Below are 21,391 nucleotides of genomic sequence, written 5' to 3' on the forward strand. Positions count from 1 at the left end.
AGAGTAAAAGGATAAAATATGAGCGCTCAAAGTTCGACTCCTGTTGTTACGTCAGTGAAGGTCATCCCGGTCGCCGGGCATGACAGCATGCTGATGAACCTGAGCGGTGCGCATGCGCCGTTCTTCACCCGTAACATCGTTATCATCACCGACAACGCCGGCAACACCGGTGTCGGCGAAGTCCCCGGCGGCGAAAAAATCCGCCAGACTCTTGAAGACGCGACGCCGCTGATTGTCGGCAAAACCCTCGGCGCCTACAAAAATGTCCTTAATGAGGTGCGCAGCGCCTTTGCTGACCGTGACGCCGCAGGCCGTGGGCTGCAGACTTTTGACCTGCGCACCACCATCCATGTGGTCACCGCCATTGAAGCGGCGATGCTCGACCTGCTGGGCAAACATCTGGGCGTCAACGTCGCCTCCCTGCTCGGTGACGGCCAGCAGCGCAGCGAAGTGGAAATGCTCGGCTACCTGTTCTTCGTCGGCAACCGCAAGGCGACGCCGCTGCCCTACCAGAGCCAGCCGGATGACAAATGCGACTGGTACCGTCTGCGTCATGACGAGGCGATGACCCCGGATGCCGTGGTGCGTCTGGCGGAAGCCGCGTATGAAAAATACGGCTTCAATGACTTCAAACTGAAAGGCGGCGTGCTGGCCGGTGAAGAAGAAGCGGAATCCATTGTCGCCCTGGCGAAGCGCTTCCCGCAGGCCCGCGTCACCCTCGACCCGAACGGCGCATGGTCTTTGAACGAAGCCATCAGCATCGGTAAGTACCTGAAAGGCTCGCTGGCCTACGCGGAAGACCCGTGTGGCGCGGAGCAGGGCTTCTCCGGGCGTGAAGTGATGGCGGAGTTCCGCCGTGCCACCGGCCTGCAGACCGCCACCAACATGATTGCCACCGACTGGCGTCAGATGGGGCACACGCTGTCGCTGCAGTCGGTGGATATCCCGCTGGCGGACCCGCACTTCTGGACCATGCAGGGCTCCGTGCGGGTGGCGCAGATGTGCCACGAGTTCGGCCTGACCTGGGGCTCCCACTCCAATAACCACTTCGACATCTCGCTGGCGATGTTCACCCACGTGGCGGCAGCGGCGCCGGGTAAAATCACCGCCATCGACACCCACTGGATCTGGCAGGAGGGCAACCAGCGTCTGACCCGGGAGCCGTTTGAGATTAAAGGCGGGATGGTGCAGGTGCCGACAACGCCGGGTCTGGGCGTGGAGCTGGATATGGATCAGGTGATGAAGGCGCACGAGCTGTATCAGAAACACGGTCTGGGCGCGCGCGACGATGCAATGGGGATGCAGTACCTTATCCCCGGCTGGACGTTCGACAACAAACGTCCTTGCATGGTGCGTTAATGGAATTGCCAGCCCATGCCCGGGCTGGCATTTTCCAGAAGCTTCCGGGTATATGCTTGCGGCAGTGAATATGCGTAAGGATGGCTTATGAAAATAGTTATCGCACCTGACTCTTATAAAGAAAGTTTGAGTGCTCTGGATGTGGCGACCGCGATTGAAAGCGGGTTTCGCGAAATTTTCCCGACGGCTGAATATGTAAAATTGCCGGTTGCGGATGGTGGAGAAGGGACGGTTGAAGCCATGGTTGCCGCGACCTGCGGGCGCATCGTTTCGGTTACAGTCAAAGGCCCGCTTGGCGAACACGTCGATGGATTTTATGGCCTTTCAGGCGACGAAAAATGTGCGTTTATCGAGATGGCGGCGGCCAGCGGCCTTGAACTGGTGCCACCCGCGCAACGCGATCCGCTTGTCACCACCTCATGGGGAACCGGCGAGCTGATTCGCCACGCGCTGGACGCAGGCGTAAAGCATATCATCATCGGGATTGGCGGCAGCGCCACCAACGACGGTGGAGCGGGGATGGTGCAGGCGCTGGGGGCGAAATTGCTGGATAACAAAGACCAGCAGATTGGGCCGGGCGGTGCGGCACTGGAAACGCTCGCGAAGATCGATATTCGTGAGCTGGACAAACGTCTTGCGCAGTGCCGCATTGAAGTGGCCTGCGATGTGACGAACCCGCTGACGGGTAAAGAAGGCGCTTCGGCAATATTCGGCCCGCAAAAAGGCGCGACACCGAAAATGATCGCCCGACTGGATCAGGCGCTGGGGCACTACGCGAAGATCATTGCCCGCGATCTGGATCAGGATGTGCTGAACCTTGCAGGTGGTGGCGCGGCAGGGGGAATGGGTGCTGCGCTGTACGCGTTCTGCGGCGCGGAACTGCGTCAGGGCATTGAAATCGTGACCGATGCGTTAGCGCTGGATAAACATGTTGCTGATGCCGACCTGGTGATCACTGGCGAAGGTCGTATTGATAGCCAGACGGTGCATGGCAAAGTGCCGGTTGGCGTTGCGAAAGTGGCGAAACGCTATAACGTGCCGGTTATTGGCATTGCGGGTAGTTTGACGGCGGATGTGGGTGTTGTGCACGGTCACGGTATCGATGCGGTTTTCAGCGTGATTTATAAAATTTGTACGCTGGAAGATGCGCTGGCCAACGCCGGTGAAAACGTGCGTATGACCGCGCGTAACGTGGCGGCTGTCCTGAAAATTGGGCAGGGCAGATAAAACGCTTTGTCCTGGTTATTACCCTCTCTTGTGGGAGAGGGTATCAGGGTTATCCCATCATTTTACGGGTATCGCGGGTGACGTTGTCCATCTCATCAAGCAGTTCCAGAAACTCCGGTTCCAGTTCCTCAGCAGGCACACCACTGCGTAACTGATGCTCAATAAGCTGACAGAGGTTTTTCAGCCGCGGTACGCCGCTGTAACCACAGCTTCCGTGTAGCTTGTGAATCAGATCCAGCAATCCTTCTGGCGCCTCGCCAACCAGTTGTTCTTCCACTTTGTTGCGAATCTCAGGCAGGAAAGCCACCAGCATTTGCAGCATCTCGCGCGCCAGATCCGGTTTTCCCGCCGCCTGACGCAGCGCCAGTTGCCAGTCCAACGTCACGTCCGCCGGCACGTCGGGTTCGACAGGCTCCGGCGCTGCAACAACATTACTGGCCAGCGCGCCGGGCTTGTAGCGCAGCAGCAAATTGTAAAGCTTGTCTTCTTCAATCGGTTTTGCCAGATAGTCGTTCATGCCTGCGCTCAGCAGCTTCTCTTTCTGCCCCGCCATAGCATGGGCGGTCACCGCAATCACCGGCGTTTGCTGTTGATGCGGAAGCTGGTGAATCAGCTCACAGGCGCGGATACCGTCCATGCCCGGCATCTGAATATCCATCAAAATGAGATCGAACTGCATCTGCCTGGCCCTTTCCACCGCCTGAGGTCCGCTGTCGCACAATTCAACCTGTTGCACCTGGTCTTCCAACAGCGCACCGATCAATTTCAGGTTGGCAGGGTTGTCATCCACCGCCATCACCGTCATCGGCAGCTTGCTCATATCTACCGAGTCCATCTGACGGCTTGAACAGCAATACTCTGTCAGGGCGGGCAGCAGTCGCGTTGAGGTTAACGGTTTGAGCAGACAAGCCGCCGCGCCATCTTGTTTCAGCGCTTCGGCGTTAATCTGGGCGTGGCAGGGCAGCGCCAGCAGCAGATGATCGGTCATCGCCGCGGCGGCAGCGAGTTTCTCATGCTGCATGGTCAGCGGTTCATGGAAGGTGACCGGAACAGACAACAGCAGAATGTCATAGTGATCCGGCGGCAGCGCTGAGAACGAGGGACTGTAAATCACCTCGAGCGGTGTGGTGCTCAGTACATCCAGCGTGCTTTGTGCCGCAGCGGCGTTCGGTTCGATATAGGCAAGGCGTTTACCCGCCAGACAACCGGTAACAGGGCCTTCGGAAACCGCATTCGGGTTCAGGTCCAGGTTGATGTGGAACCAGAAGGTGGAGCCGCGATTAGGCTGGCTGTGGAAAGAGATGTCGCCGCCCATTTCGTTGACCAGCCGCTGGGTGATAACCAGCCCCAGGCCGGTACCGCCGTGGCGACGTGAAATACTGGCATCGGCCTGGCGGAATGCCTGGAACAGGCGCGACTGATCCCGCTCCGGAATACCAATCCCGGTATCGCGGATTTGCACCTCAATTTGCACTTTATTGTTACTTATCGAGCGCCGTTCAACGTGGATATCGATATTACCGTTTTCGGTGAATTTGATGGCATTGCCCACCAGATTGGTGATCACCTGTTGCAGGCGCAGCGGGTCGCCAATGACGTTATCCGGCACATCATTTTTGATATTTAGCGTCAGCTCCAGTCCCTTATCGTGAGCGGAGTGCGCCAGCAACGTCACCACATCATCCAGCGCGCTGCGTAACGGGAACGGGATACTCTCCAGAATCAGTTTCCCGGCTTCAAGTTTCGAAAAATCGAGCACATCGTTGATGATAGCCAGCAGGTTGTTGGCCGAGCGTTCGATGGTCAGCATATGGTCGCGCTGGGTGGGATTCAGCTCCGATTTCAGCGTCAGGCGGGTGAAACCGATAACCCCGTTGAGCGGTGTACGCAGCTCGTGCGACATATTGGCCAGAAACTCAGATTTAATACGCGCCGCTTCCTGGGCGCGCTTTTTCGCCAGGTCCAGTTCAACGTTCTGGATCTCCATCTGCTCCAGGGTTTCGCGCAGATCCGAGGTGGACTGATCGATATTGTGCTGCATCTCTTCGTGATAGGCCGCCAGCGACATTGCCATCGAATTAATGCCGTTTTTAAGCATGTCCAGCTCGCCGAGCATAAACCCCTCCACCCTGCTGTCCAGTTGGCCGCGGCGGATACGGTCTACCGTGTTAACCATATTGCGAATCGGCCCGGTGACATCGCGCATGAGCCGCCAGCCGAAAATGAGCGCAATACCGATACAGAACAAAATCATCAGGCTTGAGATGAAAATTTCTTTGTACTGTTGCAGACGAACGGATTTGAGATCCAGCTCCAGCGCCACATACCCCAGCATATTACCGGCAGGTTTGGCGTCGGATATGGCGGACTCATCCGGCGAGTAACCCTCCGAGATGATAGGCGTGCGCAGGATCATCAGATCTCCCTTACGCGTTACGCTTAATCGCCGGGGGAGTGCCGACCCGTCAGCAAGGCGTAACTCACCCGGATCGAGCTGAAAATTTGAGGTGACGAACAGATGGTTCTGCTCATCATAAATGGAAATGCCGCGCACGATTTCGGAATGGCGACGGTGCAATACGCTAATCAGTTGCCCAATGGCCTCACGGTCCTGCAACGTCATGCTGTATTCGCTGGAGACGGCGAGCGGTTCAATGATACTGGCACCTGCGTCTTCCAGTTGACGCTGTAAGTCGTTATAGCGGTGAACGACGAAGAAGATACTCAACAGCACACCGATCAATACGGTCGGGGCGAGGATCAGGATCATCATGCGCGCACGCAGGCTGTAGTTGGTCATGGGGTTCCGTTATGGGAGAATGTGGTCATTATCTGTAATTGAGAAAATTCTCGGCAATGGCGCAATTCTACTCTGCAAAGCGACGCGTGACGACGCGTCAGATCATAACTGTCACAGTAAACGACCTCGATCCCTTTGGGCAGGGGGTTGCGCGACATAATGGTAAGGCGTTGTTTATCCCCGGATTGTTGCCGCAAGAAACGGCGGAAATTACCCTGATTGAAGACAAGCGACAGTTTGCACGTGGTGAAGTAAAACGCCGTCTGAACGACAGTCCTGACCGTGTTGCGCCGGTATGTCCTCATTTCGGGGTCTGCGGCGGCTGCCAGCAGCAGCATGCGAGCGTGGCCCTGCAACAGCGCAGTAAAAGCGCCGCCCTTGCCCGTTTAATGAAGCACGATGTCGAAGAGGTTATCTGCGCGACGCCCTGGGCCTATCGGCGTCGGGCGCGTCTGAGTCTAAGCTGGCAGCCTAAAACTCAGCGTCTGGAGATGGGTTTTCGTAAGGCAAATGCCAGCGACATCATTAACGTCTCACGTTGCCCGGTCCTGGTGCCCCGTCTTGAGGCATTACTTGCGCCCTTGCACACCTGTCTGGCGAGCTTAAAAGCGGTGCGCCATTTGGGGCATGTTGAACTGGTGTTGGCGGATAATGGTCCGCTGATGGTTTTGCGCCATACCGCGCCGCTGAGTGCGGCTGACCGGGAAAAACTGGAACGCTTTTCGCATTCCGAGGGACTGGCGCTTTTTCTGGCGCCCGAAAGCGAGATACTTGAACAGGTTACGGGAGAATCTCCCTGGTATAACTCTGACGGGCTACGCTTAACGTTCAGCCCGCGGGATTTTATTCAGGTCAATGACGGCGTAAATCAGCAAATGGTTGCCCGTGCGCTGTCATGGCTTGATGTGCAGCCGGATGAGCGCGTACTGGATCTTTTCTGTGGGATGGGCAATTTTACCTTGCCGCTGGCAAAAATGGCGGCAAGCGTGGTGGGCGTTGAAGGGGTTGGCGAACTGGTCGCGAAAGGGCGTGAAAATGCCCGACAAAATGGTTTGCAGAACGTGACTTTTTTTCATGAAAATCTGGAAGAAGATGTCACAAAGCAGCCGTGGGCGCGTCAGGGTTTTGATAAAATACTTCTTGATCCCGCGCGTGCGGGTGCCGCTGGTGTTATGCAATACATTGTAAAATTAGCGCCCGGCAAAGTAGTGTATGTTTCCTGTAATCCGGCGACGCTCGCGCGTGACAGCGAAGCGTTAGTCAATGCGGGTTACCAGATTAAGCGGCTGGCGATGCTGGATATGTTCCCGCACACTGGGCATCTGGAATCCATGGTGTTATTCGAGCACAAGTGATTAATTTCGGCTTGTCGAGTTCGACAGGCTCGGTCCCTTAAAGGAGAGGACAATGGTTGCGGTAAGAAGTGCGCATTTGAACAAAGCGGGTGAATTCGATCCTAAGAAGTGGATCGCCAGTCTGGGTATCTCCAGCCAGCCGTCGTGTGAACGCTTAGCCGAAACCTGGGAATATTGTCTGCGACAAACACAGGGACATCCTCACGCCGATCTGCTGTTATGGCGCGGTGTTGAGATGGTGGAAATCCTCTCCATGCTCAGTATGGATCTCGATACGCTGCGAGCGGCGTTGCTGTTCCCGCTGGCAGATGCCGATGTCGTCAGTGAAGATACCCTGCGTGAAAGCGTGGGCAAATCGATTGTTGAGCTTATCCATGGCGTCCGGGATATGGCGGCTATTCGGCAGTTAAAAGCCACCCATACCGATTCCGTCTCCTCTGAGCAGGTGGATAACGTGCGGCGTATGCTGCTGGCGATGGTGGATGATTTCCGCTGTGTCGTCATCAAGATTGCCGAACGTATTGCCCATCTGCGCGAAGTGAAAGAAGCGCCGGAAGACGAACGCGTGCTGGCGGCGAAAGAGTGCACAAACATCTACGCGCCGCTGGCGAACCGCTTAGGGATCGGCCAGCTCAAATGGGAGCTGGAAGATTACTGCTTCCGTTATCTGCATCCGGCGGAATACAAACGCATCGCCAAATTGCTGCATGAGCGCCGTATCGACCGCGAACACTATATCGAAGAGTTTGTTGGGCACCTGCGTTCAGAAATGAAAGAAGAGGGCGTAAAAGCCGAGGTTTATGGCCGTCCTAAGCATATCTACAGCATCTGGCGCAAAATGCAGAAGAAGCATCTCGCCTTCGATGAACTGTTTGATGTCCGGGCGGTGCGCATCGTTGCCGAGCGTCTGCAGGATTGCTATGCCGCGCTCGGTATCGTCCACACCCATTATCGCCACCTGCCGGATGAGTTCGATGATTATGTCGCGAATCCGAAACCCAACGGCTACCAGTCTATCCACACGGTAGTTTTAGGACCGGGGGGCAAAACCGTAGAAATCCAGATTCGTACCCGGCAGATGCATGAAGACGCCGAGCTGGGCGTGGCCGCGCACTGGAAGTACAAAGAGGGCGCAACGACAGGCACCAACAGCGGCGGGCGTGGTTATGAAGACCGTATCGCGTGGCTGCGTAAACTGATTGCCTGGCAAGAAGAGATGGCCGATTCGGGCGAAATGCTCGATGAGGTACGCAGCCAGGTGTTCGACGATCGGGTCTATGTGTTTACGCCGAAAGGCGATGTGGTGGACCTGCCTGCCGGCTCCACGCCGCTCGACTTCGCTTACCATATCCACAGCGATGTGGGGCACCGTTGCATTGGGGCGAAAATCAGCGGACGTATCGTACCGTTCACCTATCAGTTGCAGATGGGCGATCAGATAGAAATCATCACCCAGAAGCAGCCGAATCCAAGTCGTGACTGGCTGAATCCGAACCTGGGGTACGTTACTACCAGCCGTGGTCGTTCCAAAATCCACGCCTGGTTCCGTAAGCAGGATCGGGATAAAAACGTCCTGGCAGGGCGTCAGATCCTTGATGACGAGCTGGCACATCTCGGTATCAGCCTGAAAGAGGCGGAAAAACAGCTACTGCCGCGTTACAACTTTAACGATCTGGAAGAGCTGCTGGCGGCGATTGGCGGAGGCGATATTCGCCTCAACCAGATGGTCAACTTCCTGCAGTCGCAGTTCAACAAGCCGAGCGCGGAAGAGCAGGATGCCGCGGCACTGAAACAGTTGCAGCAGAAGACCTACGCGCCGCAAAACCGTAGCAAAGATAATGGCCGGGTAGTGGTGGAAGGGGTAGGTAACCTGATGCATCACATTGCACGCTGCTGCCAGCCGATCCCCGGTGATGACATTGTTGGTTTTATCACCCAGGGCCGTGGGATTTCTATTCACCGGGCGGACTGTGACCAACTGGAAGAGCTGCGCACCCACGCGCCTGAGCGCATCGTCGATGCAGTGTGGGGGGAAAGCTATTCGGCAGGTTACTCGCTGGTGGTGCGTGTGACCGCCAACGATCGCAGCGGATTGCTGCGCGATATCACGACCATTCTCGCTAACGAGAAAGTTAACGTTCTGGGCGTCGCCAGCCGCAGTGATACCAAAGAGCAACTGGCCACTATCGATATGAATATTGAAATCTACAACCTGCAGGTGCTGGGCCGTGTGCTTGGCAAGCTGAACCAGGTGCCGGACGTTATCGACGCGCGTCGATTGCACGGCGGTTAAATCCACTCTTCTGTAGGCCGGGTAAGGCGATGCCGCACCCGGCATTTTTTTTCATCAGGACAGAACTATGACTCAAATCACCCGCCTGCTGGGCATCATGCAACGTCTGCGCGACCCGGAAAATGGCTGCCCGTGGGATAAAGAACAGACCTTTGCCACCATCGCACCCTATACCCTGGAAGAGACGTATGAAGTGCTGGATGCTATTTCCCGTGAGGATTTCGACGATTTACGCGGCGAATTAGGCGATTTACTGTTCCAGGTGGTGTTTTATGCACAAATGGCCCAGGAGCAAAATCTGTTCAACTTCGACGATGTGTGTGCGGCCATCAGTGACAAGCTGGAGCGCCGTCATCCGCATATTTTTGGTGACGCGCAGGCGGAAAACAGCAGTGAAGTGCTGGCCCGCTGGGAGCAGATTAAAAGCGCTGAACGCGCCGAAAAGTCACAGCATTCCGCGCTCGATGACATTCCCCATAGCCTCCCGGCATTGATGCGTGCCCACAAAATCCAGAAGCGCTGCGCAACCGTGGGCTTTGACTGGACCTCCCTGGGGCCGGTGCTGGACAAAGTCTACGAAGAAATCGACGAAGTGATGGATGAGGCAAAACAGGCTGTCGTGGATGAGGCGAAACTGGAAGAAGAGATGGGCGATTTGTTGTTCGCAACGGTCAATCTTTCGCGTCATTTGGGGGTAAAAGCGGAAGTCGCCTTGCAAAAAGCGAACCTGAAATTTGAACGTCGTTTCCGCGAAGTTGAGCGGATCGTTGCCGCTCGCGGCCTGGAAATGAGCGGAATCGACCTGGAAGCGATGGAAGAGGTATGGCAGCAGGTAAAACGCCAGGAAACTGATATCTAAAGATATTATGCTTTCAAGTGCGATTTGTATGATTTTTTAAATAACAAGCGCTTGATTTACGTCAAAATCATTTTGCTGAAAGTGGCTATTTTCTCACTCCTTATTACAGGTGAGGTTAGGGATAAGGGGTGAGAATGAAAGTTTGTGAGGCACGCCCTGTTCAGGTATACTACTTTCCCGTCCTGGTTATTCCATCGTTTCACCCTAACTTCTCAGGTTCAGCATGACAACGAACTATATTTTTGTGACCGGCGGGGTCGTATCCTCTCTGGGTAAAGGCATTGCCGCAGCCTCCCTCGCAGCCATTCTTGAAGCCCGTGGCCTCAATGTGACCATGATGAAACTGGATCCGTATATTAACGTCGATCCGGGTACCATGAGCCCAATCCAACACGGGGAAGTGTTCGTTACCGAAGACGGCGCTGAAACCGATCTGGACCTGGGTCACTATGAGCGTTTCATCCGCACCAAGATGACCCGTCGTAACAACTTCACGACTGGCCGTATCTATTCCGAAGTGCTGCGCAAAGAGCGCCGTGGCGACTACCTGGGCGCGACTGTTCAGGTTATTCCGCACATCACCAATGCTATCAAAGAGCGTATCATCGAAGGCGGTGAAGGCCATGACGTGGTGCTGGTGGAAATCGGCGGTACCGTAGGCGATATCGAATCGCTGCCGTTCCTCGAAGCGATTCGCCAGATGGCCGTTGAAGTGGGTCGCGAACGCACACTGTATATGCACCTGACGCTGGTGCCTTACATGGCCGCTTCGGGTGAAGTCAAAACCAAGCCGACTCAGCACTCAGTAAAAGAGCTGCTTTCTATCGGTATTCAGCCTGACATTCTGATTTGTCGTTCCGATCGTGCCGTGCCGGCAAACGAGCGTGCAAAGATTGCTTTGTTCTGTAATGTTCCGGAAAAGGCGGTTATCTCCCTTAAAGACGTCGATTCCATTTATAAAATTCCGGGCCTGTTGAAATCGCAGGGGCTGGACGATTATATTTGTAAACGATTCAGCTTGAACTGCCCGGAAGCAAATCTGGCCGAATGGGAACAGGTTATTTACCAGCAGGCGAACCCGGTAGACGAAGTCACCATCGGTATGGTCGGTAAGTACATTGAACTGCCGGATGCCTATAAGTCAGTTATCGAAGCGCTGAAACACGGTGGCCTGAAAAATCGTGTTACCGTCAACATCAAACTGATCGATTCGCAAGATGTTGAAACACGTGGTGTCGAAATTCTGAAAGGTCTGGATGCTATCCTGATCCCTGGCGGTTTCGGTTATCGCGGTGTGGAAGGTAAGATCGCCACTGCACGCTACGCGCGTGAAAACAATATTCCTTATCTGGGCATCTGCCTGGGGATGCAGGTTGCGCTGATCGAGTTTGCTCGCAACGTTGCAGGTATGGAGAACGCCAACTCGACGGAATTTGTGCCAGACTGTAAGTACCCGGTTGTGGCGCTCATTACCGAATGGCGTGATGAAGAAGGCAAGATTGAAGTACGTTCGGAAAAGAGCGATCTCGGTGGCACCATGCGCCTCGGCGCACAGCAGTGCCAGCTTGGCGACGACAGCCTGGTCCGTCAACTGTATGGCGAGCCGACCATTGTCGAACGCCATCGCCATCGCTATGAAGTGAACAATCTGCTGTTGAAACAAATTGAAGCTGCGGGTCTGCGTGTTGCAGGCCGTTCCGGCGATGATCAGTTGGTCGAGATCATCGAGGTGCCAAATCATCCGTGGTTTGTCGCTTGTCAGTTCCACCCGGAATTTACTTCTACGCCGCGTGATGGGCACCCACTGTTTGCTGGCTTCGTGAAAGCCGCCAGTGAGTACCAGAAGCGTCAGGCGAAGTAAGAGTTAGAACGGCAGTGCACCCAAATGGGTGCACTGTTTGTCTGGAGTTTTAGTTTAACTTGTACTGAGGAAATCCTAATGTCCAAAATCGTTAAAGTCATCGGTCGTGAAATCATCGACTCCCGTGGTAACCCGACTGTTGAAGCCGAAGTACACCTGGAAGGTGGTTTCGTTGGTCTGGCAGCTGCTCCGTCAGGTGCTTCTACCGGTTCCCGCGAAGCGCTGGAACTGCGTGATGGCGACAAATCCCGCTTCTTGGGTAAAGGCGTACTGAAAGCGGTTGGCGCGGTTAACGGCCCGATCGCTCAGGCAATCCTGGGCAAAGATGCCAAAGATCAGGCTGGCATTGACAAGATCATGATCGACCTGGACGGTACTGAAAACAAATCTAACTTCGGTGCTAACGCAATCCTGGCTGTTTCTCTGGCGACTGCTAAAGCTGCTGCTGCTTCTAAAGGCCTGCCGCTGTACGCACACATCGCTGAACTGAACGGCACCCCGGGCAAATACTCCATGCCGGTTCCGATGATGAACATCATCAACGGTGGTGAGCACGCTGACAACAACGTAGACATTCAGGAATTCATGATTCAGCCGGTTGGCGCGAAATCCCTGAAAGAAGCGGTACGTATGGGTTCAGAAGTGTTCCATAACCTGGCTAAAGTTCTGAAATCCAAAGGTATGAACACGGCTGTTGGTGACGAAGGCGGCTATGCGCCGAACCTGGGTTCCAACGCTGAAGCGCTGGCTGTTATCGCAGAAGCTGTTAAAGCTGCGGGTTACGAGCTGGGCAAAGACATCACTCTGGCGATGGACTGCGCGGCTTCTGAATTCTACAAAGACGGTAAATACGTTCTGGCTGGCGAAGGCAACAAAGCATTCACCTCCGAAGAATTCACTCACTTCCTGGAAGACCTGACCAAACAGTACCCGATCGTGTCCATCGAAGATGGTCTGGACGAGTCTGACTGGGCTGGTTTTGCTTACCAGACCAAAGTTCTGGGCGACAAAATCCAGCTGGTTGGTGACGACCTGTTCGTAACTAACACCAAAATCCTGAAAGAAGGCATCGAAAAAGGCATCGTTAACTCCATCCTGATCAAATTCAACCAGATCGGTTCTCTGACCGAAACTCTGGCTGCGATCAAAATGGCGAAAGACGCTGGCTACACTGCTGTCATCTCTCACCGTTCTGGCGAAACTGAAGACGCTACCATCGCTGACCTGGCTGTTGGTACCGCTGCTGGCCAGATCAAAACTGGCTCTATGAGCCGTTCTGACCGCGTTGCTAAATACAACCAGCTGATTCGTATCGAAGAAGCTCTGGGTGAACAAGCGCCGTACAACGGTCGTAAAGAGATCAAAGGTCAGGCATAAGCCTGTCTTTCTCTGAAATGAAAATGCCAGCCCTCGGGCTGGCATTTTTTTACCTGCAATAACCGTTATTTAAAATCGACAGCCATTTGCTGCGGAATGGAAAGTCCGCGGGTGGTCTGTACGCACTGAGCGATATAATCGGTAAAGCGTGGCGGCTTCGGCATGCCCAGCTCTATGAGCTTGTCATTGCTAAAGCGGACATTCAGCATGGCGAACGCACCGTACAAACGCATGGCTTTAAGCATCAGGCGCTCATTGCAGGGCCCGAAGATGTTTTTCAATTCACGGCGCATCTTCACCAGCGTCTCGTAGCTGACCTGCGTGTAGACATCTTTAACCGGCACCGTTTCCAGCGCGGACGCCATCGCGGCATCAATATCAGAAAACTTCACGCTGTTCTCTTCACCTGCGGAAATATGGATGACCTCACCCGCCGGGATGTCGCTTTTCAGCATCATGATCAACGCGTCGGCGCAATAGTCCACCGGGACCACGTCAATACGGTCTTCCAGTGAGCACATGAATTTTTGCAGCATCAGCGCCATGCTGAACACCCAGAAAATACTGCTGGAGGGCTGGCAGCCGTAATGCGTATGCCCCACCACAATAGACGGACGTGCGATAACCAGCGGCAGATTCGGAAAGGTTTTGCGCATCAGGTGTTCGATGGTGGACTTGGAGTGGGTGTACTCCACCAGATGCTCGGCGTTTTCTTTGAATTCTTGGCTCTCATAGACCAGCGAATCGGCTTCTGGCGCACACGACATAGCGGTGCCGACATGCAGGAAACGCTGTAGCCCCTGTACTTTCGCCATACGTCCGGCAAAGGCCAGAGTGCCTTCAACATTCACTTTCCAGATGAGCGGGTTGTTGCCAAAAGAGGCGACGGCTGCGCAGTTCAGCACGTGGGTGACACTGTCCAGACGAGGGTCGTCCAGAAATTGCTCCGGCGTACCCAGATCACCGATGATGATATGTTCGCAGGTCAGACGGGAGAGGATAGATTCGCTGATGTTGAATTTGCGCATGTTTTCTTTTACGCGCTCAACGCCAGCCTGGCTATCCGTTGCCCTGACTAAAAGTAAATAGTTGATTTGACTATCATCATTAAGTATTTTCTCAAACACTGCACCACCGAGGAATCCGGTGACGCCGGTGATCAGTAGAGTTTTCATGATCGCATGCTCATTGTTGTTAATTCGCGGATTGTATTCAGCGAAAATTAAACAATGCTTAAATAAGAGAGGCGGGAATAAATCGATTTCTTAAGGTAATTTTAAGCTTTAAATGCGGAACAAGGTTAATTGGACAGGCAAACGCAGAAATAAATTCATTAAAAATAAAAATATTTATAAAATATTGAAATTAAAGTATTTTTATTCTCTGGTTTAGCGTTTTATTTTAATGGTTTTCTTATTTAAGTTAGCGTTATTGAAATAATTAATTACAAATAAAATGATGCTAAGCCTGCTATCCATTGTCCATTTTTTTGCTTTATTTCGATGACAATCACGCAACATTTACCCCTACCTCAACTCGCCCTCAAGAGCGAAATCTGTAATAATTAATGTTTTCCCCGATCAGAGTTGATTATGCAGTACCCGATTAATGAGATGTTCCAGACCTTGCAAGGCGAGGGCTATTTTACCGGCGTTCCCGCCATTTTTATTCGTTTACAGGGATGCCCGGTTGGTTGCGCCTGGTGCGACACCAAACACACCTGGGATAAGCTTGAAGATCGGGAAGTCTCCCTCTACAGCATTCTGGCTAAGACCAAAGAGAGCGATAAATGGGGCGCTGCGAGCAGTGAAGATCTGCTGGCTATTATTGAGCGTCAGGGCTGGACTGCGCGCCATGTGGTGATCACCGGCGGCGAACCTTGTATTCACGATCTGATTCCATTGACCCATCTTTTGGAAAAACAGGGGTTCAGTTGTCAGATTGAGACCAGCGGTACCCATGAAGTGCGCACGTCTCATGCGACCTGGGTCACCGTGTCACCGAAGGTGAATATGCGCGGAGGCTATGACATCCTCCAGCAGGCGCTGGAACGCGCCGATGAGATCAAACACCCGGTTGGACGTACCCGAGACATTGAGGCGCTTGATGAGCTACTGACGCAACTGACCGATGATAAACACCGGGTCATTGCACTGCAGCCTATCAGCCAAAAAGAGGATGCCACCCGTCTGTGCATTGAAACCTGTATCGCCCGCAACTGGCGGCTGTCGATGCAAACGCATAAGTATCTGAATATTGCCTGATTCGGTTTCTGCCGGTGTTATTGCACCGACAAGACAGGTATTACCTGAGCGCCCGGCCTTATGGCCGGGCGTTTTCGTTTACCTGCCGGCGGGCAGGATATAGGTTTGTGAAACAACGCTGTTCGGTGAAATCAGCTTTTGCCTGCGGTGTGTTTTTATTTTAATTAATAATCAATGGGTTAATTATTCAGCTTGCGTCGATAAAATCGGTAGAATTTGAGCTGTGATAAATGATTCTATAATTCAATGGGTTATATTTAGAGTGTTCCCCGCGCGAGCGGGGATAAACCGATAAACGCCTGTGACCATCCGTTAGCGAGTCCGTGTTCCCCGCGCGAGCGGGGATAAACCGTACTTGATAACGGCGATATCAACGCATTCATTGTGTTCCCCGCGCGAGCGGGGATAAACCGGCCGCGAAGTAAACCCGCCCGCTGATGCGGGCGTGTTCCCCGCGCGAGCGGGGATAAACCGCATTTGCTGCGGGGTTGATGAAACGGAAGTCAGTGTTCCCCGCGCGAGCGGGGATAAACCGCATTCGTAAGTAGTGCGGGTGCTAGTGTGATTGTGTTCCCCGCGCGAGCGGGGATAAACCGGGTATCAATCAGGTCCGTCTGGAAATACTCAAGTGTTCCCCGCGCGAGCGGGGATAAACCGCAAGCAAAGCCGATTACGTCGATAAGTTGAAAGTGTTCCCCGCGCGAGCGGGGATAAACCGAGCCATAAAATCAGCGCACTCAGGTGTGCTGACGACACAGAAGCGAAATTACTCGCCGCGGTAGATACACCCAGCGGTGCAGGTCTCTTTGATCATCACGGCGCTCAGCAGCGGAACGACGGGTTTCAACTGATCCCAAATCCATTTTGCCAGTACTTCGCTGGTCGGGTTCTCAAGGCCCGGAATATCGTTAAGATAGTAGTGATCCAGACGATCATAGGTCGGTTTGAACGCCGTCTTAAGCTCAGCAAAATCCATGATCCAGCCCGTATGCGGATCCACCTCGCCGGTGATCTCCAGACGCACCATAAATGAGTGACCATGAAGACGACCGCATTTATGCCCTGCTGGAACATGTGGCAAACGGTGAGCGGCTTCAAACATGAAATCTTTAAATAACGTGGTGGACATACTGAACTCTCTGACTGGCTAGAAAAACCGCGGCATGGTAGCCGAAATGACCTTTTTTATCATTAACTAAAATCGGCAAAAGCGATTAACCGTTACGCTTTGCCTGATACCCTATATTTTTTCATTATAAATCAATGGATTAATTAATCTATTTTACTGTTATAAACTATGAGTAAAACAGGTTAGTTCTTTTGGTTATTTATTATTTCCAACCTTTCTTTAATTGTTATTATCCCCGCCGTTAACCTTACTTTCTCTTCTGCTTTTATGGCGCTGACAGGGCGTATAAGCAGCTTTTGCTTACTGGAACATAACGACGCATGACGACTCAGGTCCCACCTTCCGCTTTGCTTCCGCTGAACCCGGAGCAACTGGCACGCCTTCAGGCGGTCACAACCGATTTAACTCCCACCCAGCTTGCCTGGGTTTCCGGCTATTTTTGGGGCGTGCTGAACCAGCAACCCGGTGCGGCAGTTGCAACGGCAGCACCTGCGGCGACCGAGACCCCGACCATTACGCTACTTTCCGCCTCGCAAACCGGTAATGCCCGTCGCGTTGCGGAAGCACTGCGTGACGATCTGCTGGCGGCGAAACTCAATGTCAAACTGGTGAGCGCGGGCGACTATAAATTCAAACAAATCGCTAACGAAAAACTGCTGGTTGTTGTTGCTTCCACACAAGGGGAAGGTGAGCCACCGGAAGAGGCCGTTGCGTTACATAAGTTCCTGTTCTCGAAAAAAGCGCCGAAGCTTGATGGCACTGCTTTCGCCGTGCTGGGGCTTGGCGACACGTCTTATGAATTTTTCTGCCAGGCAGGCAAAGATTTTGACAGCAAACTGGCTGAACTGGGTGCCGAGCGCCTGCTGGATCGCGTCGACGCAGACGTTGAGTTTCAGGCTGCCGCCGCTGAATGGCGCGCGCGTGTAGTTGAAGTACTGAAAGCACGAGTCCCGAAAGAGACGCCGGCCCAGGCCGCTGTGACGGCAACGGGTGCGGTGAATGAGGTTTTCTCCAGCCCTTACACGAAAGAAGAACCGCTGACCGCGACTCTCTCAGTGAATCAAAAAATCACGGGCCGTGACTCAGAAAAAGACGTGCGTCATATCGAAATCGATCTGGGCGATTCCGGCCTGCGCTATCAGCCGGGCGACGCGCTGGGGGTCTGGTATCAGAACGATCCCGCGCTGGTGAAAGAGCTGGTTGAGCTGCTGTGGCTTAAAGGCGATGAACCGGTTAGCGTCGACGGCAAAACCCTGCCGCTGTCCGAAGCGCTGCAGTGGCATTTCGAGTTGACGGTCAACACCGGCAATATCGTGGAAAACTATGCCACTCTGACCCGCAGTGAATCACTGTTGCCGCTGGTGGGCGATAAGGCCAAATTACAGCACTATGCGGCGACCACACCGATTGTGGATATGGTGCGTTTCTCCCCGGCACAACTGGATGCCACTGCGCTGATTGGCCTGCTGCGTCCGCTGACGCCGCGTCTTTACTCCATCGCCTCTTCGCAGGCGGAAGTGGAAACCGAAGTGCACGTCACTGTCGGTGTGGTGCGCTATGACATTGAAGGCCGCGCGCGTGCGGGTGGGGCGTCGAGCTTCCTCGCCGATCGCGTGGAAGAAGAGGGCGAAGTGCGTGTGTTCATCGAACATAACGATAACTTCCGTCTGCCTGCCAACCCGGAAACGCCGGTCATCATGATTGGGCCGGGTACCGGTATCGCACCGTTCCGCGCCTTTATGCAGCAGCGAGCGGCAGATGGGGCAGAAGGCAAAAACTGGCTGTTCTTCGGCAACCCGCACTTCACGGAAGATTTCCTCTACCAGGTTGAGTGGCAGCGCTACGTCAAAGAAGGCGTGCTGAACCGTATCGATCTGGCCTGGTCGCGTGACCAAAAAGAAAAAGTATACGTACAAGACAAACTGCGTCAGCAAGGCGCGGAACTGTGGCGCTGGATTAATGACGGTGCGCACATTTATGTCTGCGGCGACGCGAATCGCATGGCGAAGGACGTTGAGCAGGCTTTACTGGACGTGATTGCCGAATTTGGCGCGATGGACGCCGAAGCGGCGGACGAATATTTAAGTGAGCTGCGCGTAGAGCGCCGTTACCAGCGAGATGTCTACTAATGAGTGAAAAACATCCAGGCCCACTGGTGGTCGAAGGTAAACTGACAGACGCCGAGCGCATGAAGCTGGAAAGCAACTATCTGCGCGGGACCATTGCGGAAGATCTTAACGACGGGCTGACCGGCGGCTTTAAAGGCGACAACTTTCTGCTGATCCGTTTCCACGGCATGTACCAGCAGGATGATCGCGATATTCGCGCTGAGCGTGCTGCACAGAAGCTGGAGCCGCGTCATGCGATGCTGCTGCGCTGCCGCCTGCCGGGAGGCGTGATCACCACCAAACAGTGGCAGGCGATTGATAAATTCGCCGCTGAGAACACCATTTACGGCAGTATCCGCCTGACCAACCGTCAGACGTTCCAGTTCCACGGCATTCTGAAAAAGAACGTGAAACCGGTACACCAGATGCTGCACTCCGTTGGTCTGGACGCCCTGGCGACCGCTAACGATATGAACCGTAACGTGCTCTGCACCTCGAATCCGTATGAATCTGAGCTGCACGCTGAAGCTTACGAATGGGCGAAGAGGATCTCTGAACATCTGCTGCCGCGTACCCGCGCTTACGCAGAGATCTGGCTCGATCAGGAAAAAGTAGCGACCACCGATGAAGAGCCGATCCTCGGTCAGACCTATCTGCCGCGTAAGTTTAAAACCACGGTCGTGATCCCGCCGCAGAACGATATCGATCTGCACGCCAACGACATGAACTTTGTCGCGGTCGCGGAAAACGGCAAACTGGTGGGCTTTAACCTGCTGGTGGGCGGCGGTCTGTCCATTGAGCACGGTAATAAGAAAACCTATGCCCGCACGGCGAGCGAGTTTGGGTATCTGCCGGTTGAGCATACGCTGGCGGTTGCCGAAGCTGTTGTCACCACTCAGCGTGACTGGGGTAACCGTACCGACCGTAAAAACGCGAAAACCAAATATACGCTGGAGCGTGTGGGTGTTGAGACCTTCAAAGCGGAAGTTGAGCGTCGCGCAGGTATCAAATTCGAACCGATTCGTCCGTATGAATTTACCGGGCGCGGCGATCGCATTGGCTGGGTGAAAGGGATCGATAATAAATGGCATCTGACGCTGTTTATCGAAAACGGTCGTATTCTCGATTATCCGGGGCGTCCGCTGAAAACGGGTCTGCTGGAGATCGCGAAGATCCATAAAGGCGAGTTCCGTATTACGGCAAACCAGAACCTGATCATTGCCGGTGTGCCGGATAGCCAGAAGGCGAAAATCGAAAAAATCGCGCGCCAGAGCGGCCTGATGGATGCCGTAACGCCGCAGCGTGAAAATTCGATGGCCTGTGTGTCATTCCCGACCTGTCCGCTGGCGATGGCCGAAGCAGAGCGCTTCCTGCCGTCGTTTATCGATAAAGTGGAAGAGGTGATGGCGAAGCATGGTTTGAGTGATGAGCATATCGTGACGCGTGTGACGGGTTGCCCGAACGGCTGTGGCCGCGCGATGCTGGCGGAAGTGGGCCTGGTTGGGAAAGCGCCTGGTCGCTATAACCTGCATCTGGGCGGTAACCGCATCGGTACGCGCATCCCGCGCATGTTCAAAGAAAACATTACCGAGCCGGAAATCATTGCCTCGCTCGATGAACTGGTAGGGCGCTGGGCAAAAGAGCGTGAAGCGGGTGAAGGGTTCGGTGATTTCACCATCCGAGCGGGCATTATCCGCCCGGTGCTGGACCCGGCGCGCGATCTCTGGGATTAAGCTTCCTTGCCTTCCCCCTCTCCTTAGGGAGGGGTGAAGGAAGTAAACATACGAGAGGTAATTATGTCCGTACTCGATCTATCTGCCCTGAATGCTCTGTCGAAAGATGACCGCACGCTGGCGCTGGCGGAGGCTAACGCCCAACTGGAAGCGCATACCGCGGAGGAACGCGTGGCCTGGGCGCTGGAAAATCTGCCGGGTGAGTATGTGCTGTCGTCCAGTTTTGGTATCCAGGCGGCGGTGAGCCTGCATCTGGTGAATCAGGTGCGCCCGAACATTCCGGTTATCCTGACGGACACAGGTTATCTGTTCCCGGAAACCTATCAGTTTATTGATGAACTGACCGAGAAGCTCGGTCTGAATCTGCAGATTTACCGTGCACCGCAAAGCCCTGCCTGGCAGGAAGCGCGCTACGGCAAGCTGTGGGAGCAGGGCGTTGAGGGTATTGAAAAATACAACGACATCAACAAAGTTGAGCCGATGAACCGGGCGCTGAAAGAACTGAACGCCCGGACATGGTTCGCGGGCCTGCGTCGTGAGCAGTCCAGTAGCCGTGCCAACCTGCCTGTGCTGGATATTCAGCGCGGTGTTTTCAAAGTGCTGCCGATTATCGACTGGGATAACCGTACGGTGTATCAGTATCTGCAAAAACACGGCCTGAAATATCACCCGCTGTGGGATGAAGGCTATCTGTCTGTGGGCGATACGCACACCACCCGTAAATGGGAGCCGGGTATGGCAGAAGAGGACACCCGCTTCTTCGGCCTGAAACGCGAGTGCGGCCTGCACGAAGGCTGATTTTTGGCTTTTCAGTAAATAGATAAGATAAGCGCCCGGCTAACCACCGGGCTTTTTTTATGGGTTATACGTTGGTGAAATGAGAGTTTGTACATGGTGTGGTTTTCTTTAATAAGTAAAATCAAACAATTACCGATCTTAAAAAAGACGGAAATGTTGGTAGAATTTTGGGAGTGGTAATTGCTGTTTAAATTTAATGAGTTACGTTTAGAGTGTTCCCCGCGCGAG

Annotated in this window: 14 protein-coding genes and 2 CRISPR repeat arrays (1 of these 16 running past the window's edge); of the genes, 11 read left to right on the plus strand and 3 right to left on the minus strand. The window is 54.0% G+C overall.

The genetic code is table 11. From position 1 onward, the window contains the following. Positions 1-18 precede the first annotated feature (18 nt). Both gudD and ACS0RQ_RS05060 read left to right on the plus strand, forming a co-directional pair. Positions 19-1,359: a glucarate dehydratase gene (gudD, locus tag ACS0RQ_RS05055; RefSeq protein WP_499052453.1), complete on the plus strand. Its 1,341-nt coding sequence runs from the start codon at positions 19-21 to the stop codon at positions 1,357-1,359. 87 nt (positions 1,360-1,446) lie between these two features. Beyond that, positions 1,447-2,586 carry a glycerate kinase gene (locus tag ACS0RQ_RS05060; protein ID WP_271850071.1) on the plus strand — a complete coding sequence of 380 codons (1,140 nt, stop codon included), beginning with the start codon at positions 1,447-1,449 and terminating at the stop codon, positions 2,584-2,586. 49 nt (positions 2,587-2,635) lie between these two features. On the opposite strand, the gene barA is transcribed toward ACS0RQ_RS05060, so the two are convergent. Then, positions 2,636-5,386, minus strand: a complete 2,751-nt coding sequence (barA, locus tag ACS0RQ_RS05065; RefSeq protein ID WP_271850070.1) for a two-component sensor histidine kinase BarA — start codon at positions 5,384-5,386, stop codon at positions 2,636-2,638. Between the two features lie 56 nt (positions 5,387-5,442). On the opposite strand from barA, the gene rlmD reads away from it, so the two are divergent. The 5 genes from rlmD to eno all read left to right on the plus strand — a co-directional run bounded on the left by rlmD (position 5,443) and on the right by eno (position 13,131). After that, positions 5,443-6,741: a 23S rRNA (uracil(1939)-C(5))-methyltransferase RlmD gene (gene rlmD / locus ACS0RQ_RS05070; RefSeq protein ID WP_271850069.1), complete on the plus strand. Its 1,299-nt coding sequence runs from the start codon at positions 5,443-5,445 to the stop codon at positions 6,739-6,741. 52 nt (positions 6,742-6,793) lie between these two features. Further along, positions 6,794-9,034 (plus strand): GTP diphosphokinase, encoded by a 2,241-nt coding sequence (gene relA, locus ACS0RQ_RS05075; protein WP_039077703.1) that lies wholly within the window; start codon positions 6,794-6,796, stop codon positions 9,032-9,034. A 67-nt stretch (positions 9,035-9,101) separates the two neighbouring features. Then, a complete protein-coding gene (mazG, locus tag ACS0RQ_RS05080; protein ID WP_108700705.1) occupies positions 9,102-9,893 on the plus strand; it encodes a nucleoside triphosphate pyrophosphohydrolase in 792 nt (263 codons plus the stop codon). Positions 9,894-10,116: 223 nt separating this feature from the next. Further along, positions 10,117-11,754 carry a glutamine hydrolyzing CTP synthase gene (pyrG, locus tag ACS0RQ_RS05085; RefSeq protein WP_039077701.1) on the plus strand — a complete coding sequence of 546 codons (1,638 nt, stop codon included), beginning with the start codon at positions 10,117-10,119 and terminating at the stop codon, positions 11,752-11,754. A gap of 78 nt (positions 11,755-11,832) precedes the next feature. Then, positions 11,833-13,131: a phosphopyruvate hydratase gene (gene eno, locus ACS0RQ_RS05090; RefSeq protein ID WP_271850068.1), complete on the plus strand. Its 1,299-nt coding sequence runs from the start codon at positions 11,833-11,835 to the stop codon at positions 13,129-13,131. Between the two features lie 65 nt (positions 13,132-13,196). Here the strand turns inward: eno and ACS0RQ_RS05095 are convergent, their stop codons facing one another. Next, the gene (locus ACS0RQ_RS05095; RefSeq protein WP_271850067.1) at positions 13,197-14,306 is read right to left on the minus strand and encodes an SDR family oxidoreductase; all 1,110 of its coding nucleotides are present in this window, start codon (positions 14,304-14,306) and stop codon (positions 13,197-13,199) included. Positions 14,307-14,723: 417 nt separating this feature from the next. Between ACS0RQ_RS05095 and queE the strand changes: the two genes are divergently transcribed. Then, entirely contained in the window at positions 14,724-15,395 is a 672-nt protein-coding gene (gene queE / locus ACS0RQ_RS05100; protein WP_193794270.1) for a 7-carboxy-7-deazaguanine synthase QueE, read from the plus strand. A gap of 262 nt (positions 15,396-15,657) precedes the next feature. Then, positions 15,658-16,113: a CRISPR direct-repeat array (repeat unit 29 nt; unit sequence GTGTTCCCCGCGCGAGCGGGGATAAACCG). 48 nt (positions 16,114-16,161) lie between these two features. On the opposite strand, the gene queD is transcribed toward queE, so the two are convergent. Continuing rightward, a complete protein-coding gene (gene queD, locus ACS0RQ_RS05105) occupies positions 16,162-16,524 on the minus strand; it encodes a 6-carboxytetrahydropterin synthase QueD (RefSeq protein ID WP_271850066.1) in 363 nt (120 codons plus the stop codon). Between the two features lie 320 nt (positions 16,525-16,844). On the opposite strand from queD, the gene cysJ reads away from it, so the two are divergent. From cysJ to cysH, 3 genes are all read left to right on the plus strand, one after another. Further along, positions 16,845-18,653: an NADPH-dependent assimilatory sulfite reductase flavoprotein subunit gene (cysJ, locus tag ACS0RQ_RS05110; protein WP_079497740.1), complete on the plus strand. Its 1,809-nt coding sequence runs from the start codon at positions 16,845-16,847 to the stop codon at positions 18,651-18,653. Further along, positions 18,653-20,365, plus strand: coding sequence for an assimilatory sulfite reductase (NADPH) hemoprotein subunit (gene cysI / locus ACS0RQ_RS05115; RefSeq protein ID WP_271850065.1), 1,713 nt, complete (start codon positions 18,653-18,655; stop codon positions 20,363-20,365). The genes cysJ and cysI overlap by 1 nt, the downstream gene beginning before the upstream one ends. 63 nt (positions 20,366-20,428) lie before the next feature. Then, on the plus strand, positions 20,429-21,163 hold the full coding sequence (gene cysH / locus ACS0RQ_RS05120) for a phosphoadenosine phosphosulfate reductase (protein ID WP_271850064.1): 735 nt from the start codon (positions 20,429-20,431) through the stop codon (positions 21,161-21,163). Positions 21,164-21,375: 212 nt separating this feature from the next. Further along, positions 21,376-21,391: a CRISPR direct-repeat array (repeat unit 29 nt) (it continues 257 nt past the right edge of the window).

The organism is Phytobacter diazotrophicus (assembly GCF_052061655.1).
Taxonomy (GTDB): Bacteria; Pseudomonadota; Gammaproteobacteria; order Enterobacterales; family Enterobacteriaceae; genus Phytobacter; species Phytobacter diazotrophicus.

Excerpts from the sequence above, each read along its gene's own strand:
- gudD (WP_499052453.1), top strand. The coding sequence starts at position 19 with ATGAGCGCTCAAAGTTCGACTCCTGTTGTTACGTCAGTGAAGGTCATC.
- ACS0RQ_RS05060 (WP_271850071.1), top strand. The coding sequence starts at position 1,447 with ATGAAAATAGTTATCGCACCTGACTCTTATAAAGAAAGTTTGAGTGCT.
- barA (WP_271850070.1), bottom strand. The coding sequence starts at position 5,386 with ATGACCAACTACAGCCTGCGTGCGCGCATGATGATCCTGATCCTCGCC.
- rlmD (WP_271850069.1), top strand. The coding sequence starts at position 5,443 with ATGGCGCAATTCTACTCTGCAAAGCGACGCGTGACGACGCGTCAGATC.
- relA (WP_039077703.1), top strand. The coding sequence starts at position 6,794 with ATGGTTGCGGTAAGAAGTGCGCATTTGAACAAAGCGGGTGAATTCGAT.
- mazG (WP_108700705.1), top strand. The coding sequence starts at position 9,102 with ATGACTCAAATCACCCGCCTGCTGGGCATCATGCAACGTCTGCGCGAC.
- pyrG (WP_039077701.1), top strand. The coding sequence starts at position 10,117 with ATGACAACGAACTATATTTTTGTGACCGGCGGGGTCGTATCCTCTCTG.
- eno (WP_271850068.1), top strand. The coding sequence starts at position 11,833 with ATGTCCAAAATCGTTAAAGTCATCGGTCGTGAAATCATCGACTCCCGT.
- ACS0RQ_RS05095 (WP_271850067.1), bottom strand. The coding sequence starts at position 14,306 with ATGAAAACTCTACTGATCACCGGCGTCACCGGATTCCTCGGTGGTGCA.
- queE (WP_193794270.1), top strand. The coding sequence starts at position 14,724 with ATGCAGTACCCGATTAATGAGATGTTCCAGACCTTGCAAGGCGAGGGC.
- queD (WP_271850066.1), bottom strand. The coding sequence starts at position 16,524 with ATGTCCACCACGTTATTTAAAGATTTCATGTTTGAAGCCGCTCACCGT.
- cysJ (WP_079497740.1), top strand. The coding sequence starts at position 16,845 with ATGACGACTCAGGTCCCACCTTCCGCTTTGCTTCCGCTGAACCCGGAG.
- cysI (WP_271850065.1), top strand. The coding sequence starts at position 18,653 with ATGAGTGAAAAACATCCAGGCCCACTGGTGGTCGAAGGTAAACTGACA.
- cysH (WP_271850064.1), top strand. The coding sequence starts at position 20,429 with ATGTCCGTACTCGATCTATCTGCCCTGAATGCTCTGTCGAAAGATGAC.